Below are 16,457 nucleotides of genomic sequence, written 5' to 3' on the forward strand. Positions count from 1 at the left end.
CTGTGCCTTCACCGGACGCCTCCGCATGTACAACGTCTACCCCGACCTCGCCGGTTGCACGTTCTCCGTAAAGCGGAAGCCAAGGCTGCCGCCCCGCACCGCCACCCTCCGTCATCCCCCCAGCTGACAGCCCCGCCCCCACCCCGGACGGTGACCCCTATCACGCACCGGAATTGGTCGGTTACGGCCCTCCGCCCCTTCGCGGCCCCTGCCGGAGCCGGGCGCCAGCCGCGCTCTACGCCCCGCCGGGGGCCGACGGCGGGCGCCGGCGTCCGGTGCGCAACTCGGTCAGCAGCGCTCGGCCCGACAGCGTAAAGGGGTGGTCCGGGCCCAGGCCCTGCTCTCGTCGGGCGACGACAGCGGCCGTCAGGTCGGTCGCGGTCCCACCGTCACCGAGCGCGGCCCGGGTCTGCGCGTACAGCTGCCGTGCCGCGAGAACCGTCGGGTGGTCGGGGCCGAAGCTCCGCTCGTACTCCTCGGCGACCTCGCGGATCTCCTCGTCGGCCGAAGCGAAACGGCCCAGCACGAAGAGCGCGCGGGCGTGGTTGTGCCGGGCGCTGACGGTGACCGGGTGCCGGAGGCCGAGGTACCGCGCGCAGTCCGCCGGCAGCGCCAGCAACGTGGCCTCCTCGGCGGCGATTTCGGCGCCGGTCAGCAGGGTGAGGAGGCCGGCCCGGGAGCGCGGTGTCAGCGGGTGCGCAGGTTTCAGCACCGCTCCCCTGCCGGCCACCGTGACCCGCAGGAGCACGAGGGCTTCCTCCCGCCTGCCGAGGTTGTTCAAAACGGGTTGCAGGCCCTGCGCACTGTCGAGCGTATCCGGATCATCGGCGCCGAAGAGCCGGACCTGTGTGGCGCGGGTACGGCGGAGCAGTTCCCGGGCTTCGGCGTACCCGCCCATCCGGAAGAGCGCCCGGCCGGCCGCCGGATCCGCGGCCGGGCGGGAACCGCGGCCCGGCGGAAAGCCGACTCCGCGCACCGCCCGCACGAGGCACTGACCGTACGCGGCGCCGCCTCGCTGGTGGACCGGGTCAACGCGCTGTCCGGTGGCCCCTACACGGGAGCGCCGTTCCCGCTGGTGACGGCGACCGGCGACAACACCGACAACCACGAGCAGATCGATCACCGACAACGCCGACGGCACCCTGTCCCTCTTCACCACCCCGATCGAGTCCGCGGCCCCCTACACCACCGGCTTCGGCGACACCTCGGACGCCGGACTGGCAGCGCGGTACCGGGAGTTGTCCTACAACGACCCCTACGCCACGCCCGCCGCCAAGCTCGGCGGCAGCGCGGACCACAACAGCGAACTGCTGCTGGCCAAGCCCGGCGTCCGAGCCGCCGACAGCCGGCCGGACGTCATCCGCCGAGCGCGACCGCCGTGCCCAGGACCGCGATCCCGCTGTCCGGGTACGGCGGCACGGTGACCGTGATGACGCTCGGCCGGCCCAGGTCGTCGCCCTGGTGCACGGTCAGCGTCACCGGCGGGACGACCAGGCCCAACTCCCGCAGGTAGCCGCCGAAGGCCGCCGCCGCCGCGCCCGTCGCGGGATCCTCCACGACCCCGCCGGGCGGAAACGGGTTGCGGGCGTGGAAGACCGTCGCCGACTCGCGCCACACCAGGTCGACCGTCGTCCAGTCCAGCCGCGCCATCAACGCGCCGAGTACGTCCATGTCGTAGTCCAGCCGGGCCAGCCGGTCCCGGCTCCCGGCGGCGATCACCGGATGCCACGCCCCCGCGTACGCCGCCCGCGGCGGCAGTGCCGGATCCAGGTCCGCCGCCGACCACCGCAGCGCGCCCAGCAGTTCGGCCAGCTCCGCGGCTCCGATCGGTGCCGACTTCGGCGGTACGCTCACCAGCTCCGCGGCAAGCCGCCCGTCCGGCCCGACCGACGTCCCGACCCGGACCAGCCCGGCCCGGGTGTGGAAGGCCAACTCCCCCGGGCCGAAGCGCTCCGCGTACGCCACCGCCGTCGCGATCGTCGCGTGCCCGCAGAACGGGACCTCCGCCAGCGGGCTGAAGTACCGCACGTCCAGCCCGCCGTCCGTCCTCGGCACCACGAACGCCGTCTCGGAGTAGCCCGCCTCGGCGGCCACCGCGAGCATCGCCGGCTCGTCCGCCCCGGCCGCGTCGAGTACCACGCCGGCCGGGTTCCCCCCGGCCGGGTCGGCGCTGAAGGCCACATACCGCAGAACGTCCATGTCCCAACATTAGCCGTGAAAGCAAGGGCCCCCACACGGCGTTTCGCCGGGCGGGGGCCCTCGGGCAGCGGTCAGCGCCGGGTGCCGGCCGCCCGGACGGGGGCGCCGGAGGGGGCGACGACGGTGACGTTGCCGTCCTGCTCGACGGCCAGGTGGGCGCCGGGGGTGTGACCCTGGTCGCCACCCCGGAGCACCGGCCCTCCCGGCGGCTGACGGTGGAGGTGCCCGGCGGGCTGGTCGCGATGTTCCCGGTAAACGACGACGGCACCCTGGCCTGCGACATCCGGCTCCGGCACGCGGAGACGTTCCGGCCGCGACGGCCGCCGGTGCCGCCGTCCGCCCCGGTGCCGGGACCGGCCCGCCCGCCGCGCCCGCACCCGCACCCGCACCCGCACCCGCACCCGCACCCGCCGGCTTACCGGACGACGCGGGGACCCGCATACCGCTCGTCCCAACGGCAAGCCCCTCCCCGGCCCCCGGGCACAGCCCGAGACCGCACGCGCACGCGGGTCCGGCCGGTGGGACGCCGTCGTTGGTGTTGCGCGATGTGCGGCTGGGGGCCGGCGGGCCCGAGCTGGTCCGGCTGATGGCCCGCGCCGCCGCGCACGGCATCCACCCGGCCGTGCACGCGATCGGCGACCGCGCAGACACCATCGCGCTGGACGCCTTCGACCGGGTCGGCGGTCCCGGCCGGATCGAACACGCCCAACTGGTGGCCCGCCGCGACCTGCGCCGGTTCGCGCGGCCCGGCCTCGTCCTCGGCGTGCAGCCGGCGCACGCGGTGGACGACCGCGACGTCGCCGACCGGCACTGGGCCGGCCGTACCGGGCGGGCCTACGCGTACGCCGAACTGCTGCGGGCCGGAGCCGCCCTGGAGATCGGCTCCGACGCGCCGGTCTCCCCGCTGGACCCGTGGGTCGGGGTCGCCGCGGCCGTGCACCGCACCGGCGCCGACGGACGTCCCAGCTGGCATCCCGAGCAGGCCGTCACGCTGCCGGAGGCGCTCGCCGCCGCGGGCGCGGGGGCGCCGGCTGCCCCGGGTCGGCGACCCGGCGGACCTGATCCTCACCGACCACGACCCGGCAGCCGTCACCCCTGACCTGCTGCGTACCCTCCCGATGGCCGGCACCCTGCTGGCCGGCCGGTGGACCCACCGGGCGCTGTGAGGGCCGTCGGGGAGCCGGTACGCACTCTGATACGCTGATCCAGCGACGTCCGGATGCCTGAGCGTGACCAAGCGGTCACACCGCGGCAGCGGAATACCGGTACGGAGCACGCGAGATCCTGTGCAAGAATTGCCTCGCGCCAAGGCGCGGAGCATGACGCACAAAGCAAGGTCCTGTGGAGCAGTTTGGAGTGCTCGCCACCCTGTCAAGGTGGAGGCCGCGGGTTCAAATCCCGTCAGGACCGCTGCGGCTGGGTAGCTCAGTTGGTACGAGCGACCGCCTGAAAAGCGGTAGGTCGCCGGTTCGACCCCGGCCCCAGCCACCGCACGACGCAGGGCCCGTCCTCGGATGGGCCCTGCGTCGTTTCCGTGCGGTGCCGCCCTGCCTGCGGCCCGCGCCCCGTCGCCCGCCCGTCGCGTCCCACCCGTTCCACCGGCCCCGCACGGCCCGCGAAGTTCCGGCCGCGCGCCGGACCCGGCGGAAATGGTTCGCCGCCGCGCGCCGCCGGATGCGATGCTGGACCGCGTATGTCTACCCAACCCTCCTCCGCCGAGCTGGCCCGACGGCTGCCCGCGCTGACCCTGCGCGACGAGCAGCGCCTCGGCCGCCGTCTCGACGGCGCCCGCCGCATCCGCAAACCCGAGGCACGGGACGCGGTGCTCGCCGAGATCGCCGCCGAGATCGACCGGGGCGAGCTGCGGCTGGCCGCGCGCCGGTCCGCCGTACCCGAGGTGACGTACCCCGAGCAGCTGCCGGTCAGCCAGAAGAAGGACGAGATCGCGGCGGCGATACGCGACCACCAGGTGGTGATCGTCGCGGGCGAGACCGGCTCGGGCAAGACCACCCAGATCCCGAAGATCTGCCTGGAACTGGGCCGGGGCGTGCGCGGCCTGATCGGGCACACCCAGCCGCGCCGGATCGCCGCCCGCACCGTCGCCGAGCGCGTCGCGGAGGAGCTGCGCACCCCGCTGGGCGGCGCCGTCGGCTGGAAGGTCCGCTTCACCGACCAGGTCGGCGACGCCACCCTGGTCAAGCTGATGACCGACGGCATCATGCTCGCCGAGATCCAGACCGACCGCGAGCTGCGCGCGTACGACACGATCATCATCGACGAGGCCCACGAGCGCAGCCTCAACATCGACTTCATCCTGGGCTACCTCGCCCAGCTGCTGCCGCGCCGGCCCGACCTGAAGGTCGTCATCACCTCGGCGACCATCGACCCGCAGCGCTTCTCCCGGCACTTCGGCGACGCGCCGGTCATCGAGGTCAGCGGGCGTACGTACCCGGTCGAGGTGCGCTACCGGCCGCTGCTGGAGGAGGGCGGCGAGGACGCCGACCGGGACCAGATCGGCGCCATCTGCGACGCCGTGGACGAGCTGCAGGCCGAAGGCCCCGGCGACATCCTGGTCTTCCTCTCCGGCGAGCGCGAGATCCGCGACACCGCCGACGCCCTCGACAAGCACCTGACCCGCGGCGGCGGCGCGGTCCGGTCCGGCACCGAGATCCTGCCGCTGTACGCGCGGCTGTCGTCGGCCGAGCAGCACCGCGTCTTCCAGCAGCACTCCGGACGCCGGGTGGTGCTGGCCACCAACGTCGCCGAGACCTCGCTGACCGTCCCCGGCATCCGCTACGTCATCGACCCCGGCACCGCCCGGATCTCCCGCTACAGCCACCGCACCAAGGTGCAGCGGCTGCCCATCGAGCCGGTCAGCCAGGCCAGCGCCAACCAGCGCAAGGGCCGCTGCGGGCGTACCTCCGACGGCATCTGCATCCGGCTCTACGACGAGGAGGACTTCCTCGGCCGGCCGGAGTTCACCGACCCGGAGATCCTGCGCACCAACCTCGCCTCGGTGATCCTGCACATGACGGCGGCCGGCCTCGGCGACATCGCGAAGTTCCCCTTCATCGACCCGCCGGACAGCCGCAACATCAAGGACGGCGTCCAGCTGCTGGAGGAACTCGGCGCGCTCGACCCGCAGCAGAAGGACCCCCGCAAACGGCTGACCGAGATCGGCCGCAAGCTCGCCCAGCTCCCGGTGGACCCCCGGCTGGCCCGGATGGTGCTGGAGGCCGACCGCAACGGCTGCGTCCACGAGGTGATGGTGATCGCGTCCGCGCTGTCCATCCAGGACCCGCGCGAGCGCCCTGCCGACAAACAGGCGCAGGCCGACCAGCAGCACGCCCGCTTCCGCGAGGAGACCAGCGACTTCCTCGCCTTCCTCAATCTGTGGGGCCATATCCGCGAGCAGCAGAAGAGCCTGTCCTCCGCCGCCTTCCGCCGCGTGTGCCGCGGCGAGTACCTGAACTTTCTGCGGATCCGCGAATGGCAGGACATCTACAGCCAGTTGCGCGCCGTCGCCCGCCAGCTCGGCATCGACGTCAAGGAACCGGAGCACACCGACCAGGCCGTCGACCCGCAGCGGGTCCATGCCTCGCTGCTGGCCGGGCTGTTGTCGCATCTCGGCCTGAAGGACACCGACAAGAACGAGTACCTGGGCGCCCGCAGCGCGAAGTTCGCGGTGTTCCCCGGTTCGGCGCTGTTCAAGAAGCCGCCGCGCTGGATCATGTCGGCCGAGCTGGTGGAGACCTCCCGGCTGTGGGCGCGGGTCAACGCCAGGATCGAGCCGGAGTGGGTCGAGCCGCTGGCCCAGCACCTGGTCAAGCGCAGCTACAGCGAGCCGCACTGGGAGAAGGACCAGGCGGCGGTGCTGGCGTACGAGAAGGTCACCCTCTACGGCGTCCCGCTGGTCGCCCGGCGCAAGGTGAACTACGGGCGGATCGACCCCGAGGTCTCCCGGGAGCTGTTCATCCGCAACGCCCTGGTCGAGGGGGACTGGCGGACCCACCACCAGTTCTTCCACGACAACCGCAAACTGCTCGGCGAGGTCGAGGAGCTGGAGCACCGCGCCCGGCGGCGCGACATCCTGGTCGACGACGAGACGCTGTTCGACTTCTACGACTCCCGGCTGCCCGAACACGTGGTGTCCGGGGCCCATTTCGACTCCTGGTGGAAGCAGAAGCGCCGCGAGGAACCGGAGTTGCTCAACTTCGAGCAGTCCATGCTGATCAACGAGAACGCGGAGGCGGTCACCAAGGCCGACTACCCGGACTCCTGGCGGCAGGGCGCGCTCACCTTCAAGGTGACGTACCAGTTCGAGCCCGGCGCCGACGCGGACGGCGTGACCGTGCACATCCCGCTCCAGGTGCTCAACCAGGTCACCGCGGACGGCTTCGACTGGCAGATCCCCGGGCTGCGGGAACAGGTCGTCACCGAGCTGATCCGCTCGCTGCCCAAGCCGATCCGGCGGCACTACGTACCGGCGCCGAACTACGCACGCACGTTCCTCGACCGGGTGGCCGCCGGGCCCGACCCGCTGCCGGCGGTGCTGGCCCGGGAGTTGCAGCGGATGGTCGGTGTACCGGTCGCCGCGGCGGACTTCGACCTCACCAGGGTGCCCGAGCACCTGAAGATCACCTTCCGGGTGACCGACGAGCGCCGCCGCAAGATCGCCGAGGACAAGGACCTGGACGCGCTGCGGCTGCGGCTCAAGCCGAAGACCCGGGAGGCCATCACCCGGGCCTTCGAGCAGGTCTCGGACCCGGCGCTGGCCACCATGGAGCAGCGCACCGGCCTGCGGGACTGGACGGTCGGCGCGCTGCCCAGGACCTTCGAGACGCGCCGCGCCGGGCAGCCGGTGAAGGCGTATCCGGCGCTGGTGGACGAGGGCGACTCGGTGGCGGTCCGGCTGTTCGACACCGAGCCGGAGCAGGCCGAGGCGATGTGGCGCGGCACCCGGCGGCTGATCCTGCTCAACGTGCCGGTGAACCCGGCGAAGTTCGTCGCCGACCGGCTGTCCAACCAGCAGAAGCTGGCGCTGTCCCGCAACCCGCACGGCGGCGTCCAGGCGCTGTTCGAGGACTGCGCGACCGCGGCGGCGGACCGGCTGATCGCCGCGAACGGCGGGCCCGCCTGGGACGAGGCGGCCTACCGCAAGCTGTACGAGGCGGTGCGGGCGGAGCTGGTCGAACTGACCGTGCGCGGCGTGGAGCGGGTCCAGCAGGTGCTGGCCGCCTGGCACTCCTGCGAGCGGCGCCTGAAGGACACCAGGAGCCTGGTGCTGGTCGCCAACCTCCAGGACGTGAAGGAGCAGTTGGCGGGGCTCGTGCACGCCGGTTTCGTCACCGACACGGGGCTGCCGCGGCTGCCGGACCTGATGCGGTATCTCGTCGCGATCGACCGCCGGCTCCAGCAGATGCCGACGGGGGCGGCGCGGGACACCAGCAGGATGGAGAAGGTCCGCGAGATCCAGGCGGAGTACGCCGACCTGCTCGCCGCGCAGCCGCCCGGCCGGCCCCTGCCGCCCGCGGTCCGCGACATCCGCTGGATGATCGAGGAACTGCGGGTCAGCTACTTCGCGCACGCCCTGGGCACGGCGTTCCCCGTCTCCGACAAGCGCGTCTTCAAGTCCCTCGACGACGCGTGGTCCCTCACCCGCCCCTGACAACCGGTTCGACCCCACCCCCTGACCTGCTGTACAGTCTGACTCGCGAGGTCCTGTGGAGCAGTTTGGAGTGCTCGCCACCCTGTCAAGGTGGAGGCCGCGGGTTCAAATCCCGTCAGGACCGCATCGACACATGAGAGGCCCGCCTACGGCACCGTACGCGGGCCTTTCGCATGCCCGCCCCCAGCGGGCCGCGCCACGCGGCGCCGGGGGCCAGCGGACACGGCGACATCCCGTCAGGACCACGACGATACGAGGGGCCCGCGTACCGCACCGTACGCGGGCCCCTCGCACGCCCGCCGGCGTACGACGACGGGCGCCGGCCCCCGCCTCCGGCAGGCCGCGCCACGCGGCGCCGGGGGCGCCCGCCCGCGGCGGCCCGCGCACGCCCCTCGCTCGCGCGAACGCCCCCCAGTGCCGCGGCAGTTGGCGGATCCGGCCGAGCCCGTCCACGAAGTCGGAGGCGGGCTCCTCGCGTTGGCGCCCCGGGCAGGCGGCCCCGGCGGCGGGCTCTTCGGGTCGCGGCCCGCAGGGCACCGCGTGGTCGGGCAAGTACCCTGCGTGGCGCGGGAGTTCACTACCGTACGGGTGGGAAGATCCACAAGCGCGCAGAGATGTGACGGGAGTCACTGAAGGTCCTTCGAAACCGGGGGAATCCGAACCCCTGCGGAAGGGCCGCAATTTAATATGTGCAATGGTACCCAGCGGGGGGACGACTCCGGCGTTGGCGAGCAGCAGCCCCGAAGACCCCACAGACCCCGCCGCCCCCGACCGGACACCGCGCCCGAAGACGCGAAAAAGGGACCGCATCGGACCCGGCGGAGTCCGATGCGGTCCCGGTGGAACCAGTGAAGCCGGTGGAACCGTGAAGCTGTGCGTGCTACCCGTCGGCTCCCTGATGGGGGGCAGACAAGCCGCCGGGCTGGGCGGTCGGACGGGGTGGGGGACCCCGGAACCGCCCGAAAGGGCTGTCAGGCCTCGGTCCGCTGCTGCGGAATGCCCGCCAGCAGTGCGCGGACCTCCGCCTCGCGGTACCGGCGGTGGCCGCCGAGCGTGCGGATGGACGTGAGCTTGCCGGCCTTGGCCCACCGCGTGACCGTCTTGGGGTCGACGCGGAACATGGTCGCGACCTCGGCAGGGGTAAGCAACGGCTCGGCATCAGGGGTGCGAGCGGTCATGAGCGGCCTCCTCGAGAGAACCGAACCAACGCGGTTCTTTCCTCTAAATTCTGCACCTTGACCCGCGTTGCCCGAAATGGCGGACGCGGGCCGAGTCGGTAATAGGACGAACGGCTTGTCCTCGGCACTACAACTACACCATCCGTCCAGCCACGTCGGCCAAACCGATGGATTTGCCCTCTCAGGTGTTCAACCTCGACGGAAGCCGATGGACCATGCCATAACGGACAGTCACCCCAACGTGACGATCAGTCACAGCCCGATCATCTGCAACATCCCCACCTTTGAAACGAGCCCGAGGAGGACCCGATGTCCCATTTTGGCATGACAGATGATGATGCAGGCAAGGGTTAAGTCATGTGCTCTGCGTCACGCTTGGGCCATTCTTGTCCCAAAGGGGCTCCTGGGGAAAGCACGCCCGACCGGCACCTGCACCACAACCGCACCACAACCGCCCTGCGGCCACCCCGCGACGGCACCGTCAGAACCGGGGTTCAGCTGGAGAACTGCAGCTCCCGCACCGCCCGCCACCGCTCGGTGAGCCGCTCGTAGGCCACCCCGGCCGCCGCCGAGTCGCCCTCCCGCAGCGCCGCGAGCCCCTCCGCGACGTCCTCCGCCGAGTGGTCCCCGGCCAGCTGGTCGGGACCCATCAGGTGCACCAGCCCGCCGTAGTCGAGTTCCACCATCGACCGCGGGTGGAACTCCTCCAGCCACCGCCCCACGTCGACCAGCCCGTCGATCAACGGGCCTTCCTCCAAGGCGTCCTTGAGCACCCGCAGCGTCCGCGCCACCCGCCGCCGCGCCTGCACCATCGGCGTCCGGTACCGCATCAGCGGCTCCTTGGACTCGCCCGCGCCGGCCGGCTCGTACTCCCGCTCGTCGTCGCCGACGAGCGCGAACCACCGCACCGGCACATGCCAGGTCGCCGAGCGGATCCACGGCCGCGCGTCCGGATTCCGCCCCCGCCACGCCTCGTGGTCGGCCGCGGCCTGGCTCCGTACGACCGGCGGCAGCATCGCGTCCAGCACCGGGTCCGGCAGCAGCTTCCCCGCGTGCTCCAGCGCCAGCCAGCCGCGCAGCCGGGTGCGCCACGGGCAGATATGGGTCACCCCGTCGATCAGCGCCACGAAGGCGTCCCGGCTCTCCTGCACCCGCACCGCGACCGGCGGCACGGCCACCAGGTCCGCCAGGGACTGCCGCAGTTCGTCCTGTGCGGACCTGGCAGCGCCCGCGGCCGCGTACCGGTACCAGTGGGTGCGTTCGGGCTCAGGGAAGGCCGTCAGGGGCTCATAGACCCGCAGATACGCCGCGTACGGCACCACTACCGGAGAACCGCCCACACCTGCTCCCTCGCCGCCGTACCGACTCCCCGATCGTCCCACGCGGCACGGCACCCGGGAGGTGATCCCGGCCACTGCCACCGCGGCGCCGCCGGACTGCCGCCGACCGACCGCGGGGCCGGGCCCGGCCGGCCCCCGTGATCGGCCCGCCAGGGCCTACGCTGAGGCCATCACACCCTCCGCCACCCGTACGGGGGGCGCGACACCCGTGAACCACTGGGACCACTGGACTATGGGAGTCACCACCGTGACCGACGTACGACAGACCGACCGGCCCGACGAGGACGTCGTGGCCGAAGGTGTCATCGCCAAACTGTTCCGATCGGAACTGGGCGGACACGAGCAGGTCGTTCTCTGCCAGGACCGCGCCTCCGGCCTCAAGGCCGTCATCGCGCTCCACTCCACCGCCCTGGGCCCGGCCCTCGGCGGCACCCGCTTCCACGCCTACGAGTCCGACGAGGCCGCGCTGGCGGACGCGCTCAACCTCGCCCGCGGCATGTCGTACAAGAACGCGCTGGCCGGGCTCGACCACGGCGGTGGCAAGGCCGTGATCATCGGCGACCCCGACGTCCTGAAGTCCGAGGAGCTGCTGCTCGCCTACGGCCGGTTCGTGGCCGCGCTCGGCGGGCGCTACGTCACCGCGTGCGACGTCGGCACCTACGTCGCGGACATGGACGTGGTGGCCCGGGAGAACCGCTGGACCACCGGCCGCTCCCCCGAGCAGGGCGGTGCCGGCGACTCCTCGGTACTGACCGCCTACGGCGTCTTCCAGGGCATGCGCGCCGCCGCGCGGGCCCAGTGGGGCGAGGCGTCGCTGCGCGGCCGGCGGGTCGGCGTCGCGGGCGTCGGCAAGGTCGGCCACCACCTGGTCGAGCACCTGCTGGACGACGGCGCCGAGGTGGTGGTCACCGACGTGCGCGCGCAGGCCGTGGAGCAGGTCACCGCCCGCCACCCGGGCGTCACCGCGGTGGCCGACACCGACACGCTGGTCCGCACCCCGCTCGACGTGTACGCGCCCTGCGCGCTCGGCGGCGCGCTGGACGACGCCACCGTGGCGGCGCTGACCGCGACCGTGGTGTGCGGCGCGGCCAACAACCAGCTCGCCCACCCCGGGGTGGCCAAGGACCTCGCCGACCGCGGCATCCTGTACGCGCCGGACTACGTGGTGAACGCCGGCGGTGTCATCCAGGTCGCCGACGAACTGCACGGGTTCGACTTCGCGCGGGCGAAGGCCAAGGCGGCGAAGATCCACGACACCACCGCGGCGATCTTCGAGCGCGCCGCGGCCGACGGCGTCCCGCCCGCGGTGGCGGCCGACCGGCTCGCCGAGCAGCGGATCGCCGACCGTACACCGGCCGCTCACTGGCTGCGTCCGCGGAGCGCCTGAGAGCCCGCCGCGGCCCCGGCGTGACCGATAGCACGACCCGATAGCAAGTTCGCGCTAGAAGAAGGTAAAATCGGGCCTGACCAGGCAGGACAGGGCGGAGAACGGGGCCTGTTCCGACGCGTGTCGTGCGGGCGGCGTACCGTGTGGCGTCGGAAGCAGGTACCGTTGAGGCCCTACGGACCGGTCTCCCTCCGGGAGACCGCTCCGATTCATGAACGCGTGTCAAGACTCGGGGCCGTTGAGCCCCGCCGTTGAGGGGGTCGAGCCATGGGGCGCGGCCGGGCCAAGGCCAAGCAGACGAAGGTCGCCCGCCAGCTGAAGTACAACAGCGGCGGCACGGATCTCTCACGTCTGGCCGAAGAGCTGGGCGCATCGCCGTCGAGGCCGGTTAATCCGGCGCCTGTCGAGGACGATGACGAAGAGACCGAAGACGACCCGTACGCTCAGTACGCGGATCTCTACAACGACGACGAAGAGGACGAGGACGAGTCCCAGCCGTCACCGTCGCAGCGCCGTCGCGCTTGACGCCGCCGCCGCCGTAACGCTGACCCGGTCCGGGCCCCGCCCGGACCGGGTTTCGTCGGCTCCGTCGAGCAGGTGGGTCAGCTCGCGTAGTCTCCGGTCAGTTCCACGGCCGGGGTGTCGCTGTCGCGCGCCCTGACCCCGCCGGCCACCCACGCCCGGGTGCCCCGGTCGGCCAGCACGCTCAGCGTGACGTCCACCGACTGCGGCGGCACCAGGGCGACCATGCCCACGCCCATGTTCAGGGTCTTCTCCAGCTCCGGGCGGGCTACCCCGCCCAGTTCGCCGACCACTCCGAACACCGGGCCGGGGGCCCAGCTGGAGCGGTCGACCGAGGCGTACAGTCCGGCCGGCAGGACCCGGGCCAGGTTGTTGGCCAGCCCGCCGCCGGTGATGTGCGCGAAGGCGTGCACCTCCGCGGTCCGGGCCAGCGCCAGGCAGTCCAGCGAGTAGATCCTGGTGGGCTCCAGCAGCTCCTCGCCCAGCGTGCGGCCGAACTCCGGCACATCCCGGTCCAGCGCCCAATCGGCCCGGTCGAAGAAGACGTGCCGGACCAGGCTGTACCCGTTCGAGTGAAGTCCGGAGGACTCGACGGCGATCACCACGTCGCCGTCCCGGACCCGGTCCGCGCCCAGCAGGGCGTCGGCCTCCACCACGCCGGTACCGGCGCCCGCCACGTCGAAGTCGTCGGCGCCCAGCAGGCCGGGGTGCTCGGCGGTCTCGCCGCCGACCAGCGCGCAGCCGGCCAGCACACAGCCCTCGGCGATGCCCTTGACGATGGCCGCCACCCGCTCCGGGTGAACCTTGCCGACACAGATGTAGTCGGTCATGAACAGCGGCTCCGCGCCGCACACCACCAGGTCGTCCACGACCATGCCCACCAGGTCGTGGCCGATGGTGTCGTAGACGCCCATCCGGCGGGCGATGTCCACCTTGGTGCCCACCCCGTCGGTGGCCGAGGCCAGCAGCGGGCGCTCGTAGCGCTTGAGGGCGGAGGCGTCGAAGAGCCCGGCGAAGCCGCCGATGCCGCCGACGACCTCGGAGCGGGTGGCCTTGCGCACCCACTCCTTCATCAGGGTGACGGCGCGGTCGCCCGCCTCGATGTCGACGCCGGCGGCGGCGTAACTGGCACCGGTGGTCTCAGACATGGCTGGCACTTTCGTGTCGGATGGGGAACGGCGTACGGGGCCGGGCCTCAGGGCCGGCGCAGAGCGTCCGCGGCGGCCGGGCCCCCGGCCAGCTCGGTCTCCAGGAGCTGCTTGCCCAGCAGCTCGGGGTCGGGCAGGTCCATCGGGTACTCGCCGTCGAAGCAGGCCCGGCACAGGTCGGGCTTGGCGATGGTGGTGGCCTCCACCATGGCGTCCAGGGAGATGTACGCCAGCGAGTCGGCGCCCATGGAGACGCCGATCTCCTCGACGGTCATACCGTTGGCGATCAGCTCGGCGCGGGTGGCGAAGTCGATGCCGAAGAAGCACGGCCACTTCACCGGCGGCGAGGAGATCCGGACGTGCACCTCGGCGGCGCCCGCCTCGCGCAGCATCCGGACCAGGGCCCGCTGGGTGTTGCCGCGGACGATCGAGTCGTCCACCACGATCAGCCGCTTGCCGCGGATGACCTCCTTGAGCGGGTTCAGCTTGAGCCGGATACCGAGCTGCCGGATGGTCTGCGACGGCTGGATGAAGGTCCGGCCGACATAGGAGTTCTTCACCAGACCCGAGCCGTACGGGATGCCGCTGGCCTCGGCGTAGCCGACCGCGGCCGGTGTGCCGGACTCCGGGGTCGGTATCACCAGGTCGGCCTCGACCGGGGCCTCCTTGGCGAGCCTGCGGCCCATCTCGACCCGGGAGAGGTAGACGTTGCGGCCCGCGATGTCGGTGTCGGGGCGGGCCAGGTAGACGTACTCGAAGACGCAGCCCTTGGGCCGGGCCTCGGCGAACCGGGAGGTCCGCAGGCCCTGCTCGTCGATGGCGACCAGCTCGCCGGGCTCTATCTCGCGGACGAAGCTGGCGCCGCAGATGTCCAGCGCGGCGGTCTCGGAGGCGACCACCCAGCCGCGCTCCAGCCGGCCCAGCACCAGCGGGCGGATGCCCTGCGGGTCGCGGGCGGCGTAGAGGGTGTGCTCGTCCATGTAGACCAGGCTGAAGGCGCCCTTGACGCGGGGCAGCACCTTCATGGCGGCGGCCTCGACGGACAGCGGGCTGCCGTCGTCGGCGACCTGCCCGGCCAGCAGGGCCGTCACCAGGTCGGTGTCGTTGGTGGCCGCGACCCTGGTGGCCCGGCCGGGGCCCTGCGGCATGGCGGCGACCATCTCGGCGAGCTCGGTGGTGTTCACCAGGTTGCCGTTGTGGCCGAGGGCGATGGAGCCGTGGGCGGTGGCGCGGAAGGTGGGCTGCGCGTTCTCCCACACCGAGGCGCCGGTGGTGGAGTAGCGGGCGTGCCCGACGGCGATGTGGCCGGTCAGGGAGCCGAGGGAGGTTTCGTCGAAGACCTGGGAAACCAGACCCATGTCCTTGAAGACCAGAATCTGGGAGCCGTTGCTCACTGCGATGCCCGCGGACTCCTGTCCGCGGTGCTGCAGTGCGTACAGCCCGAAATAGGTGAGCTTGGCGACCTCTTCGCCGGGGGCCCAGACACCGAAGACGCCACACGCGTCCTGGGGGCCCTTCTCACCGGGGAGCAGGTCGTGGCTGAGTCGTCCGTCACCACGAGGCACGTTCAGGAGTCTAGGGCAGGAAAGTCCATCGGCCGAACGAGGGACGCTGACCGGGGATCGTTCTATGCGCGTCACCCCTTGGGGCACAAGGCCGTGTGACGTGCGTCCGGGCGGGCGCCCCGGGCGGCCGGGGCGCCGGATCCGCGGTCGCGGCGGCGCTTTCCCCCGCCCGCGGGCGGCGGCCCGAAACCCTGCGTGACCGGTCGACCGCCCGCTGCCCGCTCCGCCGACCGCGCGCCGCCCAGGCCGCCGATCGCCGGCCGCGCGCCGCCTCAGCGCATCACCGGCAGGTACGGCCCGAGGTCCGCGCGTTCGCCGCTCGCCGAGACGCGGGCGGCGGCCAGCGCCTCGCTCCAGGACAGCCGGCCGGTGGCGAGCCGCAGCCAGGTCAGCGGGTCGGTCTCCACCACGTTGGGCGGGGTGCCGCGGGTGTGGCGGGGGCCCTCGACGCACTGGACGGCCGCGTAGGGCGGGATACGGACCTCGACGCTGTTGCCGGGCACCGCGGCCGCCAGGGCGTCCGCCAGCAGCCGTACGGCGGCGGCCAGCGCCCGCCGGTCCAGCGGGACGTCCACGCCGGTCGCGCGGGCCAGGTCGTCACTGTGCACCACCAGCTCGACCAGCCGGGTCACGGTGAAGTCCAGCGCCCGCATGCCGCCGAAGGGGTGGCCGGTGACCCGGTCGGCCCGCAGCGCCTCCCGCTCCTGGGCCGGCAGCAGCGCGGCCTCCTCGTCCAGGGCGGCCACCGGGTCGGCGGTACGCCCGGCCTGCTCCGTGGTGGCGGCGTCCAGCTGGTCGGCGATGCCGGCCGTCGACCGCGCCCACAGGGTGGGCTCGGTCGGCTTGGTGCCGGGGGGCGCGGGCGCCTCGGCGAGCAGCTGCCGCAGCACGCCCACCTGCCGCACGATGTGGACCGCCAGGGTGCGGACGTCCCAGCCGGGCAGCCCGCTGGGCGCCGCCCACTGCTCGGGCGTCAGTTCCCGCACGGCCGCCCGCACGTGCCCGACCTGCGCGAGGAGCGCGGCCCAGGTCCTGGCGGGGTCGTAGGTACGGGGGCGGCGGCTCGCGGCGGGCATGCGGCGAGCGTAGCCCGCGGGCAGACCGGACCGGCGCCGGAGGGCCGGGAGGCTCGGCCCGGCCCCCGCGGGAACGCCGGCCCGAGCCGGGCCGCGGCCGGAAACTCAGCCCTGGCGCGGGCGCTCGAACGTCAGCAGCAGACCCTCGACGGCGCCGGGGCCGATCCGGCCCTTCACGTCGCCGCCGGTGATCTCCTTCAGCGCCCAGCCGTCCTCGGCGTACTTGTTGAGCGTCTTCTCCAGCTTTCCGCTGTCCAGGGCGTCGCCGATCAACGCTTCCCGGAAGGTGACGACCTTGTACTCGTACATGCTCGGGCCCCTCGCCGTTGCTCTCTTCGGTGGTACGCACACAGGTGTGCGGAGGACAGCCAACC

13 protein-coding genes, 3 tRNA genes and 1 pseudogene are annotated in these 16,457 nt (G+C 72.7%); 8 read left to right on the forward strand and 9 right to left on the reverse strand.

From position 1 onward, the window contains the following. Positions 1 to 235: 235 nt before the first annotated feature. Entirely contained in the window at positions 236 to 1,159 is a 924-nt protein-coding gene (locus RLT57_RS12570) for a tetratricopeptide repeat protein (protein ID WP_311297482.1), read from the reverse strand. Here RLT57_RS12570 and RLT57_RS12575 point away from each other — a divergent pair. After that, positions 1,119 to 1,328 (forward strand): annotated as a pseudogene (locus RLT57_RS12575) (TIGR03767 family metallophosphoesterase); the annotation flags it as partial. The gene RLT57_RS12570 and the pseudogene RLT57_RS12575 overlap by 41 nt on opposite strands. Positions 1,329 to 1,356: 28 nt before the next feature. On the opposite strand, the gene RLT57_RS12580 reads toward RLT57_RS12575, so the two are convergent. Both RLT57_RS12580 and RLT57_RS12585 read right to left on the reverse strand, forming a co-directional pair. Next, positions 1,357 to 2,199: a PhzF family phenazine biosynthesis protein gene (locus RLT57_RS12580; protein ID WP_311297483.1), complete on the reverse strand. Its 843-nt coding sequence runs from the start codon at positions 2,197 to 2,199 to the stop codon at positions 1,357 to 1,359. A 71-nt stretch (positions 2,200 to 2,270) separates the two neighbouring features. Then, positions 2,271 to 2,393, reverse strand: coding sequence for a hypothetical protein (locus RLT57_RS12585; RefSeq protein WP_311297484.1), 123 nt, complete (start codon positions 2,391 to 2,393; stop codon positions 2,271 to 2,273). Positions 2,394 to 2,734: 341 nt separating this feature from the next. Between RLT57_RS12585 and RLT57_RS12590 the strand changes: the two genes are divergently transcribed. The 5 genes from RLT57_RS12590 (at position 2,735) to RLT57_RS12610 (ending at position 7,991) form a co-directional block, all read left to right on the forward strand. Continuing rightward, the gene (locus RLT57_RS12590; protein WP_399128550.1) at positions 2,735 to 3,298 is read left to right on the forward strand and encodes an amidohydrolase family protein; all 564 of its coding nucleotides are present in this window, start codon (positions 2,735 to 2,737) and stop codon (positions 3,296 to 3,298) included. Positions 3,299 to 3,534: 236 nt separating this feature from the next. Next, a tRNA-Asp gene (locus RLT57_RS12595) sits at positions 3,535 to 3,609 on the forward strand. A 4-nt stretch (positions 3,610 to 3,613) separates the two neighbouring features. Beyond that, positions 3,614 to 3,687, forward strand: a tRNA-Phe gene (locus RLT57_RS12600). Positions 3,688 to 3,892: 205 nt separating this feature from the next. Continuing rightward, positions 3,893 to 7,867, forward strand: a complete 3,975-nt coding sequence (gene hrpA / locus RLT57_RS12605) for an ATP-dependent RNA helicase HrpA (protein WP_311297485.1) — start codon at positions 3,893 to 3,895, stop codon at positions 7,865 to 7,867. A 49-nt stretch (positions 7,868 to 7,916) separates the two neighbouring features. After that, positions 7,917 to 7,991: transfer RNA gene (locus tag RLT57_RS12610), tRNA-Asp, on the forward strand. A gap of 847 nt (positions 7,992 to 8,838) precedes the next feature. Here RLT57_RS12610 and bldC read toward each other — a convergent pair. Beyond that, entirely contained in the window at positions 8,839 to 9,045 is a 207-nt protein-coding gene (gene bldC, locus RLT57_RS12615; protein WP_033321412.1) for a developmental transcriptional regulator BldC, read from the reverse strand. Between the two features lie 494 nt (positions 9,046 to 9,539). Then, complete coding sequence (locus RLT57_RS12620; RefSeq protein WP_311297487.1) at positions 9,540 to 10,385, reverse strand: hypothetical protein; 846 nt, start codon at positions 10,383 to 10,385, stop codon at positions 9,540 to 9,542. A 232-nt stretch (positions 10,386 to 10,617) separates the two neighbouring features. Between RLT57_RS12620 and RLT57_RS12625 the strand changes: the two genes are divergently transcribed. Next, the gene (locus RLT57_RS12625; RefSeq protein WP_311297488.1) at positions 10,618 to 11,772 is read left to right on the forward strand and encodes a Leu/Phe/Val dehydrogenase; all 1,155 of its coding nucleotides are present in this window, start codon (positions 10,618 to 10,620) and stop codon (positions 11,770 to 11,772) included. 267 nt (positions 11,773 to 12,039) lie between these two features. After that, positions 12,040 to 12,297 (forward strand): DUF3073 domain-containing protein, encoded by a 258-nt coding sequence (locus RLT57_RS12630; RefSeq protein ID WP_311297489.1) that lies wholly within the window; start codon positions 12,040 to 12,042, stop codon positions 12,295 to 12,297. Positions 12,298 to 12,374: 77 nt separating this feature from the next. On the opposite strand, the gene purM is transcribed toward RLT57_RS12630, so the two are convergent. The 4 genes from purM to RLT57_RS12650 all read right to left on the reverse strand — a co-directional run bounded on the left by purM (position 12,375) and on the right by RLT57_RS12650 (position 16,392). Then, positions 12,375 to 13,442, reverse strand: a complete 1,068-nt coding sequence (purM, locus tag RLT57_RS12635; protein WP_311297490.1) for a phosphoribosylformylglycinamidine cyclo-ligase — start codon at positions 13,440 to 13,442, stop codon at positions 12,375 to 12,377. A 47-nt stretch (positions 13,443 to 13,489) separates the two neighbouring features. Further along, positions 13,490 to 15,007: an amidophosphoribosyltransferase gene (gene purF, locus RLT57_RS12640; protein ID WP_311297491.1), complete on the reverse strand. Its 1,518-nt coding sequence runs from the start codon at positions 15,005 to 15,007 to the stop codon at positions 13,490 to 13,492. 272 nt (positions 15,008 to 15,279) lie between these two features. Further along, entirely contained in the window at positions 15,280 to 16,083 is an 804-nt protein-coding gene (locus RLT57_RS12645) for a maleylpyruvate isomerase family mycothiol-dependent enzyme (RefSeq protein WP_311297492.1), read from the reverse strand. Between the two features lie 105 nt (positions 16,084 to 16,188). Further along, positions 16,189 to 16,392, reverse strand: coding sequence for a DUF4177 domain-containing protein (locus RLT57_RS12650; protein WP_311297493.1), 204 nt, complete (start codon positions 16,390 to 16,392; stop codon positions 16,189 to 16,191). Between the last annotated feature and the right edge of the window lie 65 nt (positions 16,393 to 16,457).

It is taken from the genome of Streptomyces sp. ITFR-21, assembly GCF_031844685.1.
GTDB lineage: Bacteria > Actinomycetota > Actinomycetes > Streptomycetales > Streptomycetaceae > Actinacidiphila.

What these genes read in the sequence shown, in the direction of transcription:
- RLT57_RS12625 (WP_311297488.1), top strand. Translation starts at nt 10,618, where the DNA reads ATGGGAGTCACCACCGTGACCGACGTACGACAGACCGACCGGCCCGAC.
- purM (WP_311297490.1), bottom strand. Translation starts at nt 13,442, where the DNA reads ATGTCTGAGACCACCGGTGCCAGTTACGCCGCCGCCGGCGTCGACATC.
- bldC (WP_033321412.1), bottom strand. Translation starts at nt 9,045, where the DNA reads ATGACCGCTCGCACCCCTGATGCCGAGCCGTTGCTTACCCCTGCCGAG.
- RLT57_RS12650 (WP_311297493.1), bottom strand. Translation starts at nt 16,392, where the DNA reads ATGTACGAGTACAAGGTCGTCACCTTCCGGGAAGCGTTGATCGGCGAC.
- hrpA (WP_311297485.1), top strand. Translation starts at nt 3,893, where the DNA reads ATGTCTACCCAACCCTCCTCCGCCGAGCTGGCCCGACGGCTGCCCGCG.
- RLT57_RS12580 (WP_311297483.1), bottom strand. Translation starts at nt 2,199, where the DNA reads ATGGACGTTCTGCGGTATGTGGCCTTCAGCGCCGACCCGGCCGGGGGG.
- RLT57_RS12630 (WP_311297489.1), top strand. Translation starts at nt 12,040, where the DNA reads ATGGGGCGCGGCCGGGCCAAGGCCAAGCAGACGAAGGTCGCCCGCCAG.
- RLT57_RS12645 (WP_311297492.1), bottom strand. Translation starts at nt 16,083, where the DNA reads ATGCCCGCCGCGAGCCGCCGCCCCCGTACCTACGACCCCGCCAGGACC.